Annotated in this window: 19 protein-coding genes; 7 read left to right on the top strand and 12 right to left on the bottom strand. The window is 63.1% G+C overall.

Annotation, left to right across the window (positions count from 1 at the left end; genetic code table 11):
* Positions 1-2: 2 nt before the first annotated feature.
* The gene (locus tag ACQR3T_RS25175; protein WP_428695300.1) at positions 3-854 is read right to left on the bottom strand and encodes an ABC transporter permease; all 852 of its coding nucleotides are present in this window, start codon (positions 852-854) and stop codon (positions 3-5) included.
* A 116-nt stretch (positions 855-970) separates the two neighbouring features.
* Between ACQR3T_RS25175 and ACQR3T_RS25170 the strand changes: the two genes are divergently transcribed.
* A complete protein-coding gene (locus tag ACQR3T_RS25170) occupies positions 971-1,501 on the top strand; it encodes a GNAT family N-acetyltransferase (protein ID WP_094679613.1) in 531 nt (176 codons plus the stop codon).
* Positions 1,502-1,608: 107 nt separating this feature from the next.
* Entirely contained in the window at positions 1,609-2,676 is a 1,068-nt protein-coding gene (locus ACQR3T_RS25165) for a ParB/Srx family N-terminal domain-containing protein (RefSeq protein WP_428695299.1), read from the top strand.
* A gap of 45 nt (positions 2,677-2,721) precedes the next feature.
* On the opposite strand, the gene ACQR3T_RS25160 is transcribed toward ACQR3T_RS25165, so the two are convergent.
* Positions 2,722-3,378 carry a DedA family protein gene (locus tag ACQR3T_RS25160; RefSeq protein ID WP_428695388.1) on the bottom strand — a complete coding sequence of 219 codons (657 nt, stop codon included), beginning with the start codon at positions 3,376-3,378 and terminating at the stop codon, positions 2,722-2,724.
* A 175-nt stretch (positions 3,379-3,553) separates the two neighbouring features.
* On the opposite strand from ACQR3T_RS25160, the gene ACQR3T_RS25155 reads away from it, so the two are divergent.
* Both ACQR3T_RS25155 and ACQR3T_RS25150 read left to right on the top strand, forming a co-directional pair.
* Positions 3,554-4,774: a sensor histidine kinase gene (locus tag ACQR3T_RS25155; protein WP_428695298.1), complete on the top strand. Its 1,221-nt coding sequence runs from the start codon at positions 3,554-3,556 to the stop codon at positions 4,772-4,774.
* The gene (locus tag ACQR3T_RS25150; protein ID WP_428695297.1) at positions 4,765-5,421 is read left to right on the top strand and encodes a response regulator; all 657 of its coding nucleotides are present in this window, start codon (positions 4,765-4,767) and stop codon (positions 5,419-5,421) included. Before ACQR3T_RS25155 ends, ACQR3T_RS25150 begins: the two co-directional genes overlap by 10 nt.
* 25 nt (positions 5,422-5,446) lie before the next feature.
* Here ACQR3T_RS25150 and ACQR3T_RS25145 read toward each other — a convergent pair whose 3' ends face one another.
* From ACQR3T_RS25145 to ACQR3T_RS25120, 6 genes are all read right to left on the bottom strand, one after another.
* The gene (locus ACQR3T_RS25145; protein ID WP_428695296.1) at positions 5,447-7,225 is read right to left on the bottom strand and encodes an ABC transporter ATP-binding protein; all 1,779 of its coding nucleotides are present in this window, start codon (positions 7,223-7,225) and stop codon (positions 5,447-5,449) included.
* Entirely contained in the window at positions 7,225-8,775 is a 1,551-nt protein-coding gene (locus ACQR3T_RS25140; protein WP_428695295.1) for an ABC transporter transmembrane domain-containing protein, read from the bottom strand. The genes ACQR3T_RS25145 and ACQR3T_RS25140 overlap by 1 nt, the downstream gene beginning before the upstream one ends.
* Positions 8,776-9,199: 424 nt before the next feature.
* Positions 9,200-9,856: a nitroreductase family protein gene (locus tag ACQR3T_RS25135; protein ID WP_428695294.1), complete on the bottom strand. Its 657-nt coding sequence runs from the start codon at positions 9,854-9,856 to the stop codon at positions 9,200-9,202.
* Between the two features lie 7 nt (positions 9,857-9,863).
* Positions 9,864-10,850: an alpha/beta fold hydrolase gene (locus tag ACQR3T_RS25130; RefSeq protein ID WP_428695293.1), complete on the bottom strand. Its 987-nt coding sequence runs from the start codon at positions 10,848-10,850 to the stop codon at positions 9,864-9,866.
* A gap of 12 nt (positions 10,851-10,862) precedes the next feature.
* Positions 10,863-11,285: an EVE domain-containing protein gene (locus ACQR3T_RS25125; RefSeq protein WP_428695292.1), complete on the bottom strand. Its 423-nt coding sequence runs from the start codon at positions 11,283-11,285 to the stop codon at positions 10,863-10,865.
* 20 nt (positions 11,286-11,305) lie between these two features.
* Positions 11,306-11,938 (bottom strand): isochorismatase family protein, encoded by a 633-nt coding sequence (locus ACQR3T_RS25120; protein ID WP_428695291.1) that lies wholly within the window; start codon positions 11,936-11,938, stop codon positions 11,306-11,308.
* A 125-nt stretch (positions 11,939-12,063) separates the two neighbouring features.
* Between ACQR3T_RS25120 and ACQR3T_RS25115 the strand changes: the two genes are divergently transcribed.
* Together ACQR3T_RS25115 and ACQR3T_RS25110 are read left to right on the top strand one after the other, a co-directional pair.
* Complete coding sequence (locus tag ACQR3T_RS25115) at positions 12,064-13,044, top strand: GlxA family transcriptional regulator (protein WP_428695290.1); 981 nt, start codon at positions 12,064-12,066, stop codon at positions 13,042-13,044.
* On the top strand, positions 13,041-13,874 hold the full coding sequence (locus tag ACQR3T_RS25110) for an adenylate/guanylate cyclase domain-containing protein (RefSeq protein WP_428695289.1): 834 nt from the start codon (positions 13,041-13,043) through the stop codon (positions 13,872-13,874). Before ACQR3T_RS25115 ends, ACQR3T_RS25110 begins: the two co-directional genes overlap by 4 nt.
* Before the next feature lie 2 nt (positions 13,875-13,876).
* On the opposite strand, the gene ACQR3T_RS25105 is transcribed toward ACQR3T_RS25110, so the two are convergent.
* From ACQR3T_RS25105 to ACQR3T_RS25095, 3 genes are read right to left on the bottom strand one after another with little or no spacing between them, the layout of a single operon-like run.
* A complete protein-coding gene (locus tag ACQR3T_RS25105) occupies positions 13,877-14,185 on the bottom strand; it encodes an AtuA-related protein (RefSeq protein ID WP_428695288.1) in 309 nt (102 codons plus the stop codon).
* The gene (locus ACQR3T_RS25100; RefSeq protein ID WP_428695287.1) at positions 14,182-15,534 is read right to left on the bottom strand and encodes an acyclic terpene utilization AtuA family protein; all 1,353 of its coding nucleotides are present in this window, start codon (positions 15,532-15,534) and stop codon (positions 14,182-14,184) included. Before ACQR3T_RS25100 ends, ACQR3T_RS25105 begins: the two co-directional genes overlap by 4 nt.
* Positions 15,531-16,943: a CitMHS family transporter gene (locus ACQR3T_RS25095; RefSeq protein ID WP_428695286.1), complete on the bottom strand. Its 1,413-nt coding sequence runs from the start codon at positions 16,941-16,943 to the stop codon at positions 15,531-15,533. Before ACQR3T_RS25095 ends, ACQR3T_RS25100 begins: the two co-directional genes overlap by 4 nt.
* A gap of 82 nt (positions 16,944-17,025) precedes the next feature.
* Here ACQR3T_RS25095 and ACQR3T_RS25090 point away from each other — a divergent pair, with 82 nt between their 5' ends.
* Positions 17,026-17,919 (top strand): LysR substrate-binding domain-containing protein, encoded by an 894-nt coding sequence (locus tag ACQR3T_RS25090; RefSeq protein ID WP_428695285.1) that lies wholly within the window; start codon positions 17,026-17,028, stop codon positions 17,917-17,919.
* Between the two features lie 187 nt (positions 17,920-18,106).
* Here the strand turns inward: ACQR3T_RS25090 and ACQR3T_RS25085 are convergent, their stop codons facing one another.
* Positions 18,107-20,344 (bottom strand): NADP-dependent isocitrate dehydrogenase, encoded by a 2,238-nt coding sequence (locus ACQR3T_RS25085; RefSeq protein WP_428695284.1) that lies wholly within the window; start codon positions 20,342-20,344, stop codon positions 18,107-18,109.
* Positions 20,345-20,388 lie beyond the last annotated feature (44 nt).

The following is a 20,388-nucleotide window of genomic DNA, read 5'->3' as shown; positions in this document are numbered from 1 at the left end:
AATTAGGCATCCAATCGGTATCGGAGGGCTCGCTTTTCGAGGACTCGTACGAGGCCGTCGGTCGCGATTCCCATCAGCGCATAAACGACGAGTCCGAAGATGATGGTGTCCAAGCGCAGGAAGTCTCTGGCGTCGTTGATGATGTGGCCCAGTCCGGATTCGGCGTTGATCTGCTCGGCCACGATCAACGACAGCCAGGCGATGGCCAACGACTGTCGCAGTCCCACCAGCAGTTGCGGAGCGATACTGGGCAGGATGATCGTGGTGAACCGTTGACGCCACGAGAAGCCGAGTACGACAGCGGTGTCGAGGAAGTCGCGATCGAGCTGACGGATGGCCGAGTACGTGTTGAGGTAGAGCGGAAATGCCACTCCCAGAGCGATGAGCAGAATCTTGGGAGTCTCGCCGATCCCGAACCACAGGATGAACAGCGGGATCAATCCGAGGTGCGGGAGTGCGCGCAGCATCTGCAGCGGCGGATCTACGGTTGCCTCGGCGAGCTTCGACAGTCCGACGAGCGCTCCGAGCACCACCCCGATCACCCCGCCCAGCACGAGCCCCTGAACGACGCGGGTACCGGAGACGGCGAGGGCCTCGACCAGCTGACCGTTGCGCAGCAACTGCACGCCCGCGTCGAAGACCAAGGATGGTGCCGGCAGCACTCGCTCGGAGAGAACTCCGGCAGCGCTGGCGATCTGCCACAGAACGAGCAGCACGATGGGTGACAGACTGCGTAGGACGGTCCATCGATACCGCTGCCACACCGACTGTTTCGGTGACGCGGGCGCAGGGTCGGTGTCGCTGACACGCAGGTGCACGGGTCCCGCGGGTGGGGCGTACGACGTGACGACCATGTTCACGGGCCTTCCGGTTGATGACGAGCAGGTTCGACTCACCACCATCTGTCACGATGCCGGTCCGAGACCAGGGTTCGAATCAGCGTGAATACAAGTCGGGCAGAATCGGACATATGACTGTCGAGCCCATCCACACCGAGCGCCTGACCCTTCGTCTGTACGAACCCGACGACGCAGACAGGATTCTCGCGTACTACAGCGACCCGGAGGTCTGCCGCTACCTGCTCCACGAAGCGTGGACACACGCCGATGCGGTTGCTGCGGTGGGCAAACGGATGAAGCGATCAGGCTTGAACACCCAGGCACTCGCGCTGGTCGTCGAGCACGAGGGAACCGTGGTGGGCAACGTCGAGGCGTGGTTGATCGACGGATCCCCGGCTCTCGTCGAGCTCGGGTGGACGTTCTCCCCCGACGTGGCGGGCCGCGGATACGCCACCGAGGCGGTGAACGCGTTGGTCGAGCACGTGTTCTCGCTACCTCAGATCCACCGAATCAGCGCACAGCTGGACGGCCGCAACGACGCGTCGGCCCGGTTGGCGGCGCGGGTCGGGATGCGGCAGGAAGCGCATTTCCGCCAGAACTGGTGGTGCAAGGGTGAATGGACCGACACCCTCGTCTACGCGATGTTGCGCGAAGATCGCTGACCACCAACATGCAACGTTCACCTCTACGTCGGTTCCGCGACATCGGCCGGTGACCGGAGTGCGACAGTCTCCGGGGAACTTCACTCGCGCTCATAGGAGTTTCACGAATGGCCTCGCTTCGTAGAGCGGCCCTACTGGGCACACTCGCACTGGTCTCTGTCGTCTCCGCGTCCATGGCCGGCGTTGCCACGGCCGCCCCGGCACGGACGGCGTCGCCGCTGTGTCAGGTCGCAGACCTGCTCCCCACCGGATCGTCTTCGGGCCTCGGCTACCAATGTGCCGAAGCGGGTGAGCTTCTCGATCTCCCGATCGGTGATGTGCGCGCGACGCAACCCTCGCTCGGGTACGACGAGGTGTACTACAAGCTCGGGCGATACACACTCGGCAAGGACGAGATCAACAAGAAATTCGACGACTGGTGCGAGGCCAACGGTCAGGAGAAGGCCGCCTCGGCGTTGCCCGATGCGCGACTGGACAATCCGTCGTCGTTCACCTGCACCGTCCCCGTCGGCCAGGAAACGCCCGACACCATCGCGCCCATGAAGACTGTTGCCATCGGGCCGGGCGGAGTGCCGTACCTGACCGACGGACACCACACACTCACCTCGTTCTACGAAACGGCCGACGGTGGACCGAATCTGCACCTCCGCCTGCGGGTGGTCGCAAACCTCAGTGACCTGAGCCCCGCCGATTTCTGGGCACGGATGAAAGCCGAGAAGTGGGTATGGAACTACGACGTGGACGGCAACGAGGTTCCAGTGGAGCAGCTTCCGTCAGGAGTCGGTCTTGCGAAGTTCCAGAACGACAAGTACCGGAGCCTGATGTACTTCGCTCGCGACATCGGCTTCACCCCCGGCACCATCCCCTTCCAGGAATTCTATTGGGGTGCATGGGTTCGCGACTCCGGAGTGGTGGACATCAGCGGTTGGGACAGCAACAACCTGGCAAGCTACCTGAGCACCGTCGAGTCGGTCTCGCGTGCTCAGGTCGCGGCCCCGAAGGACACTGTGATCGACAGTGGCCGTACCGCAGCGGAACTCGGTGCCCTGGACGCCTGGAACGACGGAAAAGCAGCCACCAAGGGCGAGTTCGGGAAGCTTTCGGCCCCGTACTCGGACGCCAAGCCCGGCAAACTCGCCTACGCCTTGCAGTACAAGTCGGGACTGCCCCGGTAGTTCCACGTCGCGGTAGATCCAAGTCATGTCGCCGGGCCGGCGTTGTCACAGACCGGCCTGGCGGCGAGATCGCAACCGCACGGCGACAAAGACGACGAAGGCAATCGCGACCGTCATCACGACGATCTTCTGCAGGATTTCGGCATACGCGTCGACCAGGTGCCAGTTCTCGCCCAGCTGATAGCCCGCGGTGACGAAAATCGTGTTCCAGATCAGACTGCCGATTGTGGTGAGTACGAGGAATTTCGTCATTGCCATCCGCTCGATTCCGGCCGGCAGGGAGATGAAGCTGCGAAACAGCGGGACCATGCGGCCCAGGAGCACTGCCTTCGATTCGTGCTTGGCGAACCACGCTTCCGTTCGGTCGAAGTCGCTGGCCTTGATCAGTGGGATCCGTGCCACCAGTGCTCGCGTGCGCTCGCGTCCGATGAGCGCACCGACCGCATAGACGATGACCGCGCCCAGGACCGAGCCGAGCGTCGTCCAGAAGAGCGCGGCACCGAAGGAGAACACTCCCTGACTGGCCGAGAACCCGGCAAGTGGGAGAACGAGTTCGCTCGGGATCGGCGGGAACAGGTTGTCGGCGCCGACGACAACGGCGGCACCGGGGCCGCCGAGCGCATCCATGACGCCGACCGCCCATCCGGCCAGCCCGTCGAGTTGCTCGGTTTCGGCAGTTGCGGCAATCAGCAAGTTGGACATATTCATTCCCCTGTTCGTTGGTGACGTCTCCGGTCGAGACGGCCACTGAGAACGCTAGAAATATTTCGACTGGGGGACATCGAGGAAAACCGTCGACCGTTCATAGGGACTCCCCCGTCGAAACCCTGCGGTTTACCGCAGTATCAGCGGCCACATACCCCGCTACGCTGCTCGAGTGCCCGGAAACGACGTCGTACATCCACCTGACCTGGCGGATCGGATTACCGTCAGCTTGTTTGTTCGGCGTTGGCTGATGGCACTTGCCGGAGTTCTGCTCGGTAGCCTCACGGCGATCGCGGCCCTGCTGTTCTCGGTTACGGCAGTACTCGCCCTCACTCTGGCGCACATCCTCGGCCGCTGGGGAACGCCACTTCGGAGGGCAGTCGATGAGAGCACACTGGCGTTGTCCGAGTTGGAGATTCGTCGTATCACCCGCTTTCACGGCACGGTGCACACGGATGCGGCGACCCCTCGACGTTGCCGCTGGTATCTCGGTATGCGCTGGTCTATCGGACTACTCGGAATCGGCGTGGTCCTTCTTCTGATGCTCTGTCTCGTCGTGGCCGGCTCGATGATCTCGGCGTGGATCCTGAACGGCAGCTGGGGCCTGATCGAGAACTCCGACCGAGTCGACGGTGGACTCGTAGCGGTCGCGGCCGTACCTGGGATCCTCTTGATCTTCGTCGCGGCCGTCGGCGTGGCAGGGGTGGGATCGCTGGACCGCTGGTTCGTCGTCCAAGTACTCGGCCGGCAGTCGGATCGGTTGCTGCACCAGCGGGTTGCCGAACTGACGAGCAGCCGCGATCACGTGGTCGACGCCATCGACGACGAACGCCGCCGGATCGAGCGCGACCTGCACGACGGTGTACAGCAGCAATTGATTGCTCTGGGAATGCTCATCGGCCGGGCCCGCCGGGCCGACGAACCCGACAAGGTGCACGAACTGCTCGCACAAGCCCAGGCAACATCGCAGGGGGCGATCAGCGAGCTACGCGAGGTCGCAAACCGGGTGTACCCGATCGCGCTCGACAAGGACGGCCTGCGCGCAGCTGTCGAGACGATGGCCGAGCGGGCCAGTGTTTCCGTCCGACTCACCTACGAACTAACGGAGAGACTACGTCCCGCTGTGGAGACGGTTCTCTACTTCGTCATCTCGGAAGCCGTGACCAACGCAGCCAAACATGCCTTCCCGAAACTGTTGGAGGTCAACGTCACTCACCAGAAGTTCGACCGCGTACTGGCGACCATCACCGACGACGGAACCGGCGGGGCCGATCCGTCCGGCACCGGCTTGTCCGGGCTGGCCCGCCGCGTCGCGGCCGTAGACGGCACCCTGACCGTGCACAGCCCGGACGGCGGCCCGACCGTCGTGATGGCGAGCGTCCCATGCGGGTGATCGTTACCGAGGACTCGACGCTGCTGCGTGAGGGGCTGGTTCGTCTGCTCGCCGAGGAAGGCCACGACGTGATCGCGTCCGTAGGCGACGCCGACGCGCTCCTGGCTGCCGTGGAACGGGATCGTCCGGACATCGTGGTCACCGACGTCCGGATGCCTCCAGATCACAGCGACGAGGGACTGCGAGCAGCACTGACCATTCGCGATCGATGGCCGGAGGTGGCGGTGCTCGTACTCTCCCAGTACGTCGAAAACCGTTACGCAGCAGAGCTGATCAGTGGATCCGGAGGCAAGGTCGGATATCTGCTGAAAGACCGCGTCGCGCAAGTCGACGAGTTCCTGGACGCCCTCGACAGGGTGGCCGACGGCGGGACTGCCTTCGACCCCGAAGTGGTGCGACAGCTGTTGTCTCGCACGACACGATCGGATCCCCTCGAACGACTCACACCACGCGAGCGCGATGTTCTCGAGCTGATGGCGCAAGGGCTCACCAACGCTCGAATCGCAGCCGATCTGTACATCTCGGTGAGCTCGGTCGAAAAACGCATCAACGCCGTGTTCGACAAACTCGGATTGGCGAACTCCACCGGTATCAGCCGACGCGTCATGGCTGTGGTGGCCTACCTGCGCAGTCACAGCGATCCGTAGGTGGCGGATCCAGGCTGAACAGTCGTCAGTTCTCCCAGTCCGACCACAGCGTGCGGTACGGGCCGTCACGGGCGATGAGCTGATCGTGCGTGCCGTCCTGCACGACCGCACCAGCGGCCATGACCAAGACTCGGTCGGCGTCCTGCGCAATGCGCAGCCGGTGCGCAATGGTGATGATGGTACTTCCGAAGAGAAGCTGCCGGACCGCTGTTTCGAGATGGCGAGCGGTGAGCGGATCGAACTGCGCCGTTGCCTCGTCCAAAACGACCACCTGCGGTTTCGCCAACACCATGCGCGCCAACGAAAGCTGCTGTTCCTCGACAGGAGTCAGCGGCCGTGGTCCTTCCGCAATCGGCCGGTCCAACATGAATGTGTTCAGCAGGCTCGCCGCGCCTACTGCTGCCAGAACCTCAGCGAGGTTCTCGTCGTTTGCCGTCGGTGCGGCAATGCGCAGGTTGTCGGCAACACTGCCACTGAATACGAAAGAGTGTTGCGAGAGCATTCCCACCGTTCGACGCACTACCTCGGAGGGCAATTCCGCCAGCGGAACGTCGCCGTACCGAATACCCCCGGATCGAGGGGCATCCAGTCCCGAGATCACCCGTCCCAAGGTAGTTTTCCCAGCGCCTGACGGCCCGACGATCGCAACTCGCTGACCGGCGGGGACCGTCAGCGTGATGCCTTCCAGTACGTCACGGACCGACCCTCGGGATGGATCGCAGGGATACGAAAAGAACACTTCCGACACGATGAGATCGGCAGTGGTGTCGACGGAAGTGCGACCGTCGCTATTGTGGCTTTCCAGTACCTTTTCGGATGCACTGCTGTGAACAAATCCTTGCAAGCCCAATATGCGAGCGAACGCCGCCCCGCCTACCTGGAGTTGATTCTGATGGGCGAGCACGGTGTCGATGTGAACAGCCAAATTCTGCGCGTACAAAGCTCCGGCCGTCACCACAGCAAGTGGCGTTGCATCGTGGAGGTAAGCAATCCCGCCGAGTAGCAGCACCATGGCAATCGGAATATTGCGACCGAAATCGGCGATCACCCAGAAGGTCGACTGCAATCGCAGAACGCCCCGTTCAGCATCGCGGACGTCGTTGCAGGCGTTGATGATCCGCCTGTCCCACCACGACCCCCAGCCGTGCCGAGCCAAGGTGGAGGCTCCGGCACCGGACTCGGCCAACACCTGCGTCGCGACAGCCTTTGCAGCTTGGTTCGCCAGGAAGGCGGGGCGGGATCTACGCAGGAACCAACGGGTCACGGGAATCAAGATCGGCAGGCACAGCAGAAACGCGACGAGATACTCCCACCCGAGTAGGACCATCGCACCGAGCGTCATCACCATCATCAAAGAGGTGACGATCACCGCAGGCAACGAATTACGAGTGCCCCGCACCAATGCATCGATATCCCTGGTCACCCGGCTGAGTAGCTCGCCGACGGGGATCGCTTCCACCGTCGCCAACGGTGCCGCGAGGACCGACCTTATGGCGTCCTCTCGGAGTTCTGCCGCGATCGTCTCGGCCAGCACGCCGGACAGGTACGTGGCCAACCACAGCGTGACAGCCTCGATCGCCAACGCGGCCAGCATCCAGCCTGCGATCGCCCACACTCGATCGGTCCCGTTCCGAACCTGATCCACCACCAGGCCGAGGAGGTAGGGAGACAGCAGTCCAGCCGCCACCGACGCGGCGTACGCCGACAGCGACGCCAGCGCCATGCTCCGATGCCGACGCAGAATGAGGACAGCTGCGCGGCGGACCTCGGTCCGATCCGCAACAGGAATCACCGATGCGGGCACTACGCTTCACCTCGCAGCCGACGGACCAGCCCTCGATATTCCGGCAATTGCAGAAGGTCTCGGTGCGTGCCCACAGCGGCGACGCCGTCTCCTGCACCCCCGAGCACGATTACTCGGTCGGCGTGCACCAGACTCGGGACACTGTGTGTCAGGACGACTGTCGTCCGGCCGGCACGCAGTTCACGGATACCCGACACGACGGCGGACTCGGTAGAGACATCCAATGCAGCCGTGGGATCCACCAGAACAAGCACCTCGGGTGCAGTACTCAGCGCCCTGGCAAGCCGCAGGCGCTGCCGCTCGCCGCCCGAAAACTCCATCGCACCAGCAGTCATGTCACTATCGACGCCATCCGGAAGGGCCACGAGTATGTCGGACGCCATCGCGGCCGCCACCGCCGAACGTTGCCGCTCGACGTCCTCGAACCCTATGTCGCCCAGACCGTCACATGGTGGAGTAAGTACTTCACGCAACGTTCCGGAGAACAAATAATCGTCGGTGCCCACGATCTGAACCGTCTGGTGCCGACCAAGGGTGGCATTGGCGAGTTCGAGGCTGGTGGTGTGCCAGTCGCGCACATCCAACGACGTCACTCCCGTGTATGCGCCTGGGGTGATCGACGCGCCGATTACCGACTCGAGCCGCTTCAACGCTGCAGGGAAGTCCTGCTGACGAAGTGCGGGTGTATGACTGATGGGATTGTCGGCCAACCATTCTTCGATTCGCTGTTGCGAAATGACGCCTGCTGCCCTGAGCTGACGAGCCCGCATGATGTAGTTCAGCGGATTGCTCAGAAATACGGTGTACCCGTATGCGGTGACGACGTCGCCCACCGTGATCGTGCCCGACAACGCCAGCTTCGCACCGACGGCGACGGTGACGATCTTATAGATTCCCGACACCACCCCTCGGAATGCCGACGCTTGCGCATCGGCCTTCGAAAGATCGGTTCCGGATCGCTGAAGCGTCTGAGACGACGCAGCATAACGCTGTAGAAAGGTCTGCGCAGTGCCCAAACCTCTGATTACCCTGGCACCACCACCGATGTCTCGGGCAACCTGCGTCAGGTCGTCACTTCGTTTGCGTTGCGTCACCTGACGACGCCGATAGTTCAGCAGCACAACATCGTTCGATATCAGTGCGATGACCGCGCCGACCAGGATCACCAGGCCGAGCTGCCACGACGTGGCCAGCATGGCACCCCCGACCAACAGCACCGCGATCAGCCCGCCGATGCCGCGAGCGAGTGCGGAAACCCCGTTGGCGACGCTGCTGATATCCACCATGCCGAGGTTGACGGCGCTGTATGCCGATGGTGCAACTCCCAGGTTGGACGTCCGCCTCGACAGCACACGCATGAGCGAGACTTCGCACTCGACACGGAGGAGCATGCTGGTGCGTTCTTCGGCAAGTATCGCCACCGCGCCACCAGCGGCGATCGCCAAGAGCACGGCACAACGGTGCACGATGTCCGTGACGGTCGTACTCGACGCAACAATTGCGTCGATGGTGTTGCCGATCCACCATGGAGTTAGCGCGAAGAACAGCATCCAGCAGCAGGCGAAAGAAGTCGCCAGTGTAAGTCGCCGCAGAATATGGACACCATCGAATACGGCGAAAGACGATCCGGGTATCAGGCGCCCGAGACACCGCTTCCGGTGGTGCATGGCTGCGCTGTCGTCGGTTATTGCCTCGTAGTCTGAACTGCCCGTGACGCACCCGCCGATCTGCTCGAACGGACCAAATACTTCCCAGCATTCAACATACGCCACCAACTCTGCTCAGCCTGCTACCGCTGATCGCGTCGACTCGCAGCCAAGCGTCACGAAATCGACACGTAGAAGGCCTAATTGGCGACAAAACACCCAATTGTCGATAACCGCCCAGTCAGCGCAAACCTCATCTTCCACGCCGGCGCGATCGGTCTTGTTTGTTGTTGTTCGCCGAATACACAGCTGCGCCGAGCCGATTCGACTACCAGCGATCGACGTGCAGCACCGTCTCGATCGGATCCCGCGGAGCGATCTTGAACGTCTCACCCGTGTAGTACGCCGTCGGAATGAGCGCACCCTGGTGGAATCCCTCGGGGATGCCGAGTAGCTCGGAGATCTCGGCTTCCTTCGCGAGATGGATTGTCGTCCAGGCCGTTCCGAGGCCACGAGCGCGTGCGGCCAAGGCGTAGTTCCACACCGCAGGTAGCAGCGAACCCCACAGTCCCGCTTGATTACCGGCCGGAAGCGTCTTACCTGCCTGGATGCATGGAATCAGTAGCACCGGAACCTCACCCATGTGCTCGCCGAGCCATCCGGCACTGTCTCCCACGCGCTTCTGTACAGATGCGCGTTCCGGATCGTCGGCGAACAAGGCCGATGCGGAATGCTTCGATGCCTGATATTCGGCAAACAATTCGCCGTAGATCGCACCGATCTGGGCGCGAAGATCAGGATCGGTGACGACGATCCACTGCCACCCCTGCTTGTTCGAGCCGGACGGTGCCTGCAGCGCGATCTCCAGACATTCCTTGATCAGCTCCATCGGCACCGGCCGCGTCAGGTCCAGGCGCTTGCGGACGGTGCGTGTCGTGGTCAGCAGTTCGTCGGGAGTCAGATCGACAATCGGAAATGAAGTCACCTCTCGATCATGCACCATGCGGTCGCCTCTGTGCCCGATCGACCAGTTCCTCGTTCGCAGCGTCCCACTGCGCGGCCATGGACCTGCCCCCGTGCCCATCACCCTCGTCGACGATGAGTGTCGATCCGGGCCACCTCCGGTGCAGACGCCACGCAGTGAGGGCGGGTCCGGATACGTCGCGGCGGCCGTGGATCAGGACGCCCGGGACATCGCGTAGACCGCCGGCACGATCGAGCAGAGGCGGATCGTAGAACCCGTCGTGCGACCAGTAATGCGTGGCCAGCCGCACGAAGGCCAGCCGGAATTGGTCATCCTCCCACCTGGGATCGCGTCTGATACCGCCGGTGCCGATCGAAATGTGGACGTCTTCCCACAATGCCCATTCTCGGGATGCATTGTCGCGCAACGCGAGATCGGGCGAATTCAACAGTTGGGCGTACGCGTCGACCAGTCGACCGTGCCCGCGGCGATAGCCGACGCCGGCCTTCTCGGCGAAGGTGGCGAAACGATCCCACGCTTCGGGGAAGATCGCGCCGACGCCCTCGGTGATCCAATCGATCTCTTCACGACCGGTAGTGGTGACGGCGAACAAGACGACGCCGAGAACACGCGTGGGATGTGCAAGGGCGTAGGCGACGGCGAGGGTAGATCCCCAGGACGCGCCGTTGACGATCCACGACTCGACGCCGAGGTGCTCACGCAAGGCCTCGATATCGGCAATCAGGTGCGCAGTGGTGTTGGTGGCCAACGACGTCGACGGATCCGACGCGTGCGGAGTGGACCGTCCGCACCCGCGCTGCTCGAATCCGACTGCGCGAACACGGGACAGGTCGAAGTGTCGACGAAACTGACTGGCGTTCAGGGTCCCGCCTGGTCCGCCGTGCAGGTAGACCGCCGGGACGCCGTCGGACGGACCCCATTGCTCCCAGTAGATTCGCTGCCCATCCCCTACATCCAACATCCCGTGCAGTGTCGGCTCGTCCTCCGGAGTCATACCGCCATCACATCACTGGATGACCGTCAGCATCGGACGAATCGCCGCCCATGCGGTGGCGTCGACCCAGGAGGGGTTGGATTGCTGCGGCGATCGGAATACCTCGAGCATCGACAGTTCCTCGACGGACTGAATGTCCGACGCGAGGATCGGCTCATCGAACAGCGTGATGTCGGTCGAGACCTTCCACTGCGGGCCGGGGACCGGGGTGCCGGTCAACCGACCAGCACCCCAGATCCCGCGTCGCGGATTGCTACTGACCCAGAACAGCACAGGTTGCCCGGGTTTCATCAAACGCGTTCGGTAGTTGTCGGCGACGCACCAGTTCTCGTGAGCACGTCCGGCTTCGACCATCGGTGTCAGATCGGTCTTGTGCGGATTGCACTTGATCACCCACGCGCCGAGTGTCTGGTCGGTAATTGCCCGTACGGTCACCGCAGCCAGCGTACCGAGCGTCAGGCCACTGCGTCGTTGCCCTGCGCCGCCGAGACCACCAGATTGTTTGCAGTCAGCCCGTTTCCGTTCTTGACGGCGTCGACCCACTGGTCGGTGGACGCCACTGCTGCGAAGTTGGACTGGTAGAGCACCATCAGTGCCTTGTGCAGTTGCTCCGCAGAGACAGTGCCCGCCTCGTTGGAGAGGTTGATCGCACCGGTGGCGTCCGACAGGATCTCGACGGTCAGATCCAGCGATTCGGCGTCGGCGCTGGAGGCGAGGTCGCAGTTGTTGGTCATATATCCGACGATCGTGACGGTGTCGACGTTGTTGCCCTGCAACCACTTCGCGACGTCGGTGCCGGCAAAGACGCTGCTGTACTGCTTCTCGACTCGCTCGAAGGAGGGCTGCACGACGGCCTGAATGTCGGGATGCAGCTCGTACGTCGGGGTTCCCTTGACGAAAGCGGGCGAACCTTCGGGCATCTCGTGCTGCACGATGGCGACCGGAACGTCCTGCGCTACAGCAGCTTCGATGGATCGAACGATGTTGGCCAACGACTCGTCACGAGGCGGGTACTGGATCTTCAGCACACCCTCGAAGTACTCCTGCTGAACATCGATGACGATGAGGGCTCTACGCGGTGCAGTCATGGGCGTTCTCCTTCAAGTGGCGTTCTCGGTCGAGACTCATACTTCGGCACCGGCCTTGCGTTCACGAGTGGCACGGATGCATACTTTCGATGGATTTGCGCCAACGTTTGAGATCGGAGTCGGCCATGCGCATCGCGCTCTACGTGTTCGACGGCATCACGATGTTCCACCTCGCCGCGCCGTTGATGGTGTTCGGCGAGGTGACCCGACTCGGGCTCGCCGCGGATTGGGAGACCCGAGTGTGGTCCGACAAACCAGGCACTATCCGCACCGAGGAGGGGTTTCCGATCGGTGGGATAGCGGGTCCCAGCACCGTCGACTGGGCCGATATCGTCATTGTGACGTCGTGGCCGGAGTCGTTGCCCCACATAGGCACTGACTTCTCGGAAGCACTCCGCAGAGCTCATGCCCGAGGCACAGCGATCGCGGGTTTGTGCCTCGGTTCGTTCGCCGTGGCAGACACCGGGTTGCTGGCCGGCCGCCCCGCCGTCACGCACTGGACCAAGATGACCGAGCTGCGGGAGCGAAATGCACACGCCGGCGTCGACGAGTCGGTGCTCTACATCGACCACGGAGACGTGATGACCTCTGCGGGAACCGCGTCGTCGATCGATTCCTGCCTCCACATCGTCCGCAAACACCTCGGCTCGGCGGCGGCGACGCGGGTAGCGCGCAGTCTGGTGGTCGCACCCCATCGCGACGGCGGTCAAGCGCAGTACATCGAACGTCCGGTCATCGAGGCATCGGGAGACACCGCAATCGCCGACGTACAGAGCTGGGCACTCGAACGACTGAACGAGCCGTTACCCATCGAGCGACTGGCCGAACACGCGCGCATGAGCCGACGCAGCTTCATCCGTCAGTTTCAGCTCGAGACAGGGTCCACGCCGGCCCGCTGGGTGTTGGACAAACGACTCGAGGAAGCGCGAAGCCTGCTCGAAACGACCGATCGCAGTATCGAGAACATCGCTGCCCTGTGCGGGTTCGGAAGCGCTGTCACTCTGCGTCAGAACTTCCGCTCGGCATTTGCGGTGACGCCGACGGCCTATCGACGGCAATTCGCCGTCGGTTGTGCTCCCACAGGTGCGGTCGACAGGCAAGGATGAGCGACGTGATCCTGTGGATAGTTGCCGGAGTAGAACTCGCCGCCATCATCGCTCTCGGTGTGGTCTTGATCGTCTCGCGCCGAAAGTTGAAGCACACGCGCCGAGCGCTCGACCGCGCTCTCGAATCGCAGCAACGACGTAAGCGGCGCGGCCTGGTGCCCTTCGCGATCAGAACTGCCTTCCACACCACGGACCTACTCATCAACAAGGGCTTCGGCGCAACGGTCCGCAATTCCGTCGAAGACCTCGCCGGCTGGGCCAAGGTGGAACGACCCGATCTGGCACGCATGACCGCCGACGGCGACATCGTGGTGATGTTCTCCGACATCGAGGGGTCGACCGCACGCAACGAGGAACTGGGCGATCGCGGCTGGGTGAAGCTGCTCGAAAAGCACAACAAACTGATCTGCAAGCACGTCGCAGATCACGGAGGACATGTGGTGAAGAGTCAGGGCGACGGCTACATGCTGGCCTTCTCCGATCCCGGCCAAGCTGTGCGCTGCGGGGTGAAAGTGCAGGAAGCATTGCTGAACAGCCCCGATCGGTGGGACCGCATCCGGGTGCGTATGGGCGTGCATGTCGGCAGCTCGGTGCGACGCGGCGACGACCTGTTCGGCCTCAACGTCGCCATGGCGGCACGGGTGGCCAATCAAGCCGACGGCGGCGAAATTCTGGTCAGCGAACCGGTGCGAAATGCCATCGATACCGCACACGATCTGACCCTCGGCACGCCCCGCGACGTCGAACTCAAAGGAATGAGCGGAAGCTTCCAGTTGTATCCGGTGGCGCTGCCGGTGCTGCCCAACACCGAGGTCAAACAGCTCGACTAGATCTACTCGCCCACAGCCATACTCAGCAGGTGGTAGCTCAGACACTTGCCGTGTCCGTCGAGAACAGGGCTACCTGTCACTCCCCCTCCGAGCACGCCGGGTAGCTCGAACACCAACCCGGAGACCAGAGGCATTGCAGTGCGGCGTACGTCTCCGGTGAGCAACGGTGCGAAGTGCGTGGCAACGGCATCGACAGTCAGTTCGCGGGAAAGTAACTTGTAGTGTTCGTCGGTCCGCGGAAAGACAGCGAGAATGAGTGTGTCGCCCTTGTCCCCGGTTCGCACGTCGGCGACATCGTCGACAGTCGTCATACCGTCACCTCCGTGGTGTGTACAGCGGTCGTTACCTGTGCCCGTGGAATCAGGCACGATCTGATCGCGAGAACCTCGGCGCAACTGCTCCGTGCGCCACCTCCCCCGGCCGGGCCGTTGGTGTACAGACTTTCGACTTCCCATCCCACCAGTGCAGCGGCTTGGGCGTCGGGCACCTTCGCGGTCACGCGCAGTCGCACTTCGGGGACATCGGTTATGGACGCAAGTCCGCGGAATGCCGCACCTGCCCCGATGTATTCGATGCCCACATTCTTCGCCGGAATGCCATGGACCTCCCACAGTCGTTGCTGCACAATCGCTCCGGCGAGCTCAGCGCGTTGCAGTGCGCGTGGTCCGGCATAGCTGATCTGCCCTTCACCGAGCCAACCGCCGCGAAATCCGAGGGTCACCTTCAACTCCTCGGGCCGGGTACTGCCCGTCGCCCCGGACACTGCTACCCGATCGGGTCCGACGGTCTCGAACGCGACTCCGGTGAAATCGGCGGAGACGTCCGGCGTCAAGTATCTGGTTGGATCGCCTACCTCGTAGAGCAATTGCTCGGCGCACGTTCGCCGCGTCAATTCCCCGCCGGTGCCGTCGACTTTGCCGAATTCGGCTGTGCCGTCGGCACGTACGTCCCCGAACGGAAAACCCAGATTTGCCAGACCCTGCACGGGCTTGGTGACCGGGTCGGCGAAGTAGCCACCGGTCAGTTGGCCCGCGCATTCGAGTAGATGCCCGACGGCCGTCCCAGCACCGAGCGTCTCCCAATCCTGCCCCGCCCAACCGAACTCGTGCATCAGCGGCGCGAGATACAGCGCTGGATCGGCAAGACGGCCGGTGACGATCACGTCGGCACCGACGTCGAGTGCGGGCAGTACCGCGTCGGCCCCGATATAGGCGTTGGCCGACACCAGTTCCTCGGAATGCTCCGACAGCGGGCGGCCGGTCTCCCACACCACCGGATCGATGCGACGTACCGCGTCGAGCACGTCGTCGCCGGTGACAGCAGCGATGCGCACCGGACGCGAGCACACCTGCTCCGCCACCTGCGCGACGACCGCGGCTGCCGCTACAGGATTCGCGGCTCCGGAGTTGGTGACGACGGTGATGCCCTGCTCGGTGGTCGAGCCGAGTACAGCGCGCATGCGCGCTGCCAGGAGCGGGTCGTAGCCCGTCGTGGGATCGAGCAATTTTCGGGCCTGCCCTGTCGCAACCGTCCGCTCTCCGAGGCACTCGAAGATCAGATAGTCGAGCTCGCCTCGCTCGGCCAAGATCTGGGCGGGGTCGATGCGGTCGCCGGCAAACCCTGCGCCCGCGCCCAATCGGACGGTTCCGGGGGCGCTCACGATACCCACACCGGGATGACGCCCGTCGCGAAGGCGACTCCGAGCATGCCGAGGCTGACCAGCCATGCCCACCCCAAGGTATGCCGGATGTGCCTGCCGATATCGACCTTGGCCAGACCGACGAGGAGGTAGAACGCGCCCGTCATCGGACTGATCGGGAAGCCGACGGTCTCCTCACCGATGATCGACGCCTGAGCGAGATGGATTGCGCTGATACCGAATTGGTCGCCGACCTCGATGAGTACCGGCAGCACACCGAAGTAGTACGCGTCAGGGCCGAAGATCAGACTCATCGGTACCGCGAACACCCCGACGATGAGCGGAAGTGCGGGTGCCATCCAGTCCGGAATCACGTTGGCGGCGCTGACGGCCATCGATTCGATCATGCCGCTGCCATCGAGCACACCGAGCAGAACTCCGGCGGCGAGCAGCGTGCCCACCATCAGCATCGCGCCGACGGCATGCGCTTCGATACGCGCGGACTGTGCCTTCATGCCCGGGTAATTGATCAGGAGCGCAACGATGGTCGCGATGATGAAGCAGGTCTCCGGAGGCGCGACGGCCGCGATCAGCGCGGCAAGTGTCGCGACGACGAGAACGGCGTTGACCCAGAACAGCTTCGGACGTAGCAAGCTGGGCTCGTCAGGCTTGTCGGGCTCTTCTGGGGTCTCGTCGCCGCCTGAACCGGATGAGGCCGGCTCGTCGGTTCCGCCGACAGCGGGTACGGGGATTCGCTGACCGATGCGTGCCGTCGACTCCTCCACCTCGGCCGAGACATCACCTGCTGCGACCTTCGCCAACCGTGTCCGCTCACGCCGTCCGAGGTAGTACGCGATGGCCAACGCGAACACCACGCCGGCAATCTGCGCGGGAATCAGCGGCACCCAGAGCTCGTTGGCGTCGACGCCCAATGTTGCGGCCGCCCGCGCCGTCGGGCCGCCCCAAGGCACGATGTTCATCACGCCCGCACCGAGCCCGACACAGGTGGCCAACACCAGCCGACTCATGCCGAGGCGCTCGTAGATCGGGAGCATCGCGGGAACCGCGATCAGGAACGTCACCGCGCCTGCGCCGTCGAGATGGGCGACCAGAGCGAGAGCCGTCGTAGCAACGGCGACGGTCGGCGGAGCACTGCCTGCCCACTTCACGATGCGCGCGATGAGGGGATCGAACAGCCCCGCGTCGCGCATGATCCCGAAGAAGACGATCGCGAACAGGAACATCGCCGCGACGCCCACCACGCCGCCGAGTCCCTCCTTGACGAACCCTGCCACCTCGGACGGCGAGTTGCCGGCCAGGAACGCCGCGGCGAGTGGAACACCCGCGAGCGCCACGATCGCCGCGACACGTTGAGTGAACAACAGCAGCAGGATGACGGCAATCGTCCCGAAGCCGAGCAATGACAGCATGTGATCTCCTTCATCGAATACGACGAGTGTTGTGCAGATCACTTACGCAGTCCAACATCAGTTGGGTATAGATTCATGCACTGTGGGCATAAACCTGGGCATCGCCCATCTACGCGCAGTCGTCGCACTCGCCGACCACGCGAGTTTCACCGCAGCGGCTGCCTCCCTGATGGTTTCTCAACCCAATCTGAGTCGTACCGTCGCCGAGGCTGAGCGTCGCCTGGGCGTCCGACTCTTCGTGCGCACTACCCGCAGCGTCGACCTCACCGGTGACGGACACGAGGTGACGGCCTATGCCCGTCGGGTATTGCTCGAATTCGACGACGGCTTGGAGCAGATCGGACGCTTCGTTTCCGGCGATCGCGGAACCGTCACCATCGCGTGCTTGCCGTCGATCGCGGCAACGTTCCTCCCGCCGTACATCGTGGACTTCCGCAACAGCCATCCCGACGTCTCGGTGCACATCAAGGACGGGCTGCGCGACGACGTGGTGGCCTCCGTCCGCGACGGCTCCGTGGATTTCGCGGTGGTGGCAGCTTCGGGTCGAGCGAACGACCTGATGCGTACGACGGTCAGCGCCGATGCGTTCGTCTGCGCGCTACCGTCGAATCACGCTCTGGCGCAGCGCAAGAGCCTGAGGTGGACCGACCTCGCCGGCGAGCCGTTCATCGCCTTCGGCCCCGAATCCAGCATCTCGTCGCATGTACGACTGGCTCTTGAGAACGCGGGAGTCGACGTCGGACCGTCGGTTCAGGCACACAACGTAGCCGCCGTGGCTGGCCTGACCGCGGCGGGACTCGGCATCACCGTCATCCCAGAATTGGTGGTGCCGATGATGTCGTTCGCGAGCCTTATCTACCTGCCGATCGAGCCGACCATCCATCGCACCATCTCGGTCGTGCAATTGCCGGGGCGACGCCAGAGCGCTAGTTGTTCGGCGTTTCTCGACATCTTGGTGCCGCCACGTAAGGAATGAATGGTCCATTCAGTACGTCTGAGCGCGTGAAAGTCACATTGATCCGAACGGGGCGGGCTGCGGACGGTTTCCGGGGCGGGTGGTCGACCCGAGTGTTGTTGCGCCCCTGAACGAATGAATGGTCCATTCACGACGTCTGAGCGCGTGAATGGACCATTCATTCGTATTGGGGGTGAGCCAGAAAGAACTACTGCTTCGCCGACTCCAGAGCCTCGTTGAACGTCTTCGACGGACGCATCACGGCGGCGGTGGCTTCGGGGTCGGGGTAGTAGTAGCCGCCGATGTCGACTGCCTTGCCCTGGACCTCGTTGAGCTCGGAGACGATTTTCTCTTCGTTGTCTGCCAACGTCTTTGCCAGTGCACCGAAGTGCTTGGCCAGTTCGGCGTCCTCGGTCTGCTCGGCGAGTTCCTGTGCCCAGTACAGCGCGAGGTAGAACTGGCTACCACGGTTGTCGAGTTCACCGGTCGAACGCGACGGGCCCTTGCTGTTCTCGAGCAGCTTGCCGGTGGCGGAGTCGAGTGCCTTGGCGAGGATGGTCGCCTTGACGTCGCCGGTCTTGGTGCCGAGGTCTTCGAGACTCACTGCCAGAGCCAGGAACTCGCCGAGCGAATCCCAGCGAAGGTGGTTCTCCTCGATGAGCTGCTTGACGTGCTTGGGAGCCGAGCCGCCCGCGCCCGTCTCGTACAGTCCGCCACCTGCCATCAGAGGAACGATGGAGAGCATCTTGGCGCTTGTGCCGAGTTCGAGGATCGGGAACAGGTCGGTGAGGTAGTCGCGCAGGATGTTGCCCGTCGCGGAGATGGTGTCGAGTCCGCGGACCAGACGCTCCATCGTGTACCGGATGGCACGAACCTGCGACATGATCTGGATGTCGAGGCCCTCGGTGTCGTGATCCTTCAGGTACTTGCGCACCTTGCCGATGAGCTCGTTCTCGTGCGGGCGGTACGGGTCGAGCCAGAAGACGACCGGCATTCCGGATTCACGCGCACGCGTCACGGCGAGCTTGACCCAGTCCTGGATCGGAGCGTCCTTGACGATGCACAGACGCCAGATGTCGCCCTCTTCGACGGTCTGCGTGAGCAGCACCTCGCCGGTGGCGATATCGGTGATGTTCGCGACGCCTGCCTTCGGTACCTCGAAGGTCTTGTCGTGCGAGCCGTACTCCTCGGCCTTCTGCGCCATCAAGCCGACGTTGGGAACGGTGCCCATCGTCGTCGGATCGAACTGGCCGTTGGTCTTGCAGAAGTTCACCATCTCCTGGTAGATCCGGGAGAAGGTCGACTCGGGGTTGACGGCCTTGGTGTCCTTGGGACGACCGTCCGCTCCCCACATCTTGCCGCCGGCGCGGATCATCGCGGGCATGGATGCGTCGACGATGACGTCGCTGGGCGAGTGGAAGTTCGAGATGCCGCGAGCGGAGTCGACCATCGCAAGCTCCGGACGGGTCTCGTGACACTTGTGCAGGTCTTCGATGATCTCGTCACGCTTGGACGCCGGCAGCGTCTCGATCTTGGTGTACAGATCGGACAGGCCGTTGTTGACGTTGACGCCGAGCTCTTCGAAGATCTCGTTGTGCTTGGCGAACGCGTCCTTGTAGAACACGCGGACGGCATGGCCGAAGACGATCGGGTGCGAAACCCGCATCATCGTCGCCTTGACGTGCAGCGAAAGCATGACGCCGGTCTCGTAAGCGTCCTGCATCTCGGCCTCGTAGAAATCCAGAAGCGCCTTCTTGCTCATGAACATCGAGTCGATGACGTCACCGTCGGTGAGCGAGACCTTCTCCTTGAGCACGATCGGCTCGCCGTCGGCGGGCAGCAGTTCCATCTTGATCTCGCGGTCGCCGTCGACCACGGTCGACTTCTCACCGTGGTAGAAATCGCCCTCACGCATGTGCGCGACGTGGGTGCGCGACGCCATGGACCACTCGGTCATGCTGTGCGGGTGCTTGCGCGCGAATTCCTTCACGGCCTTGGGCGCGCGGCGATCCGAGTTTCCTTCACGCAGAACAGGATTGACCGCGCTGCCGAGGCACTTGGTGTACCGGTCGCGGATCTCGCGCTCTTCGTCGGTCTTCGGGTTGCCGGGGAAGTCGGGGATCGCGTAGCCCTTGTCCTGTAGCTCCTTGACAGCCGCGAGCAACTGCGGCACCGAAGCGCTGATGTTCGGCAGCTTGATGATGTTGGTTTCGGGCAGCTGCGTCAGCTTGCCCAGCTCGGCGAGGTTGTCGGTCACTCGCTGGTCTTCGTTCAGGTAATCGGGGAACTCGGCGAGGATGCGGTTGGCAACGGAGATGTCACTCGACTCGACGTTGATCTCGGCCGCGCTGGCGAAAGAACGTATGACCGGAAGAAACGCGTGAGTCGCCAGCATCGGCGCCTCGTCGGTCAGTGTGTAGATGATGGTCGGCTTCTTCGCTGTCATGTTCGCCTTTGCCTCAGTTTCAACGTCGTCTTTTGGATGCGTTC

Source organism: Rhodococcus sp. IEGM1428 (assembly GCF_050321865.1).
GTDB lineage: Bacteria > Actinomycetota > Actinomycetes > Mycobacteriales > Mycobacteriaceae > Rhodococcoides.
Note: the sequence above shows the minus strand (reverse complement) of the source record. Positions and strands in the feature narration are given on the sequence as shown.

Coding starts and splice junctions, on each gene's coding strand:
- ACQR3T_RS25175 (WP_428695300.1), bottom strand. CDS start 854: ATGGTCGTCACGTCGTACGCCCCACCCGCGGGACCCGTGCACCTGCGT.
- ACQR3T_RS25170 (WP_094679613.1), top strand. CDS start 971: ATGACTGTCGAGCCCATCCACACCGAGCGCCTGACCCTTCGTCTGTAC.
- ACQR3T_RS25165 (WP_428695299.1), top strand. CDS start 1,609: ATGGCCTCGCTTCGTAGAGCGGCCCTACTGGGCACACTCGCACTGGTC.
- ACQR3T_RS25160 (WP_428695388.1), bottom strand. CDS start 3,378: ATGTCCAACTTGCTGATTGCCGCAACTGCCGAAACCGAGCAACTCGAC.
- ACQR3T_RS25150 (WP_428695297.1), top strand. CDS start 4,765: ATGCGGGTGATCGTTACCGAGGACTCGACGCTGCTGCGTGAGGGGCTG.
- ACQR3T_RS25140 (WP_428695295.1), bottom strand. CDS start 8,775: ATGCTGTTCTTCGCGCTAACTCCATGGTGGATCGGCAACACCATCGAC.
- ACQR3T_RS25130 (WP_428695293.1), bottom strand. CDS start 10,850: ATGACTCCGGAGGACGAGCCGACACTGCACGGGATGTTGGATGTAGGG.
- ACQR3T_RS25120 (WP_428695291.1), bottom strand. CDS start 11,938: ATGACTGCACCGCGTAGAGCCCTCATCGTCATCGATGTTCAGCAGGAG.
- ACQR3T_RS25115 (WP_428695290.1), top strand. CDS start 12,064: ATGCGCATCGCGCTCTACGTGTTCGACGGCATCACGATGTTCCACCTC.
- ACQR3T_RS25110 (WP_428695289.1), top strand. CDS start 13,041: ATGAGCGACGTGATCCTGTGGATAGTTGCCGGAGTAGAACTCGCCGCC.
- ACQR3T_RS25105 (WP_428695288.1), bottom strand. CDS start 14,185: ATGACGACTGTCGACGATGTCGCCGACGTGCGAACCGGGGACAAGGGC.
- ACQR3T_RS25095 (WP_428695286.1), bottom strand. CDS start 16,943: ATGCTGTCATTGCTCGGCTTCGGGACGATTGCCGTCATCCTGCTGCTG.
- ACQR3T_RS25085 (WP_428695284.1), bottom strand. CDS start 20,344: ATGACAGCGAAGAAGCCGACCATCATCTACACACTGACCGACGAGGCG.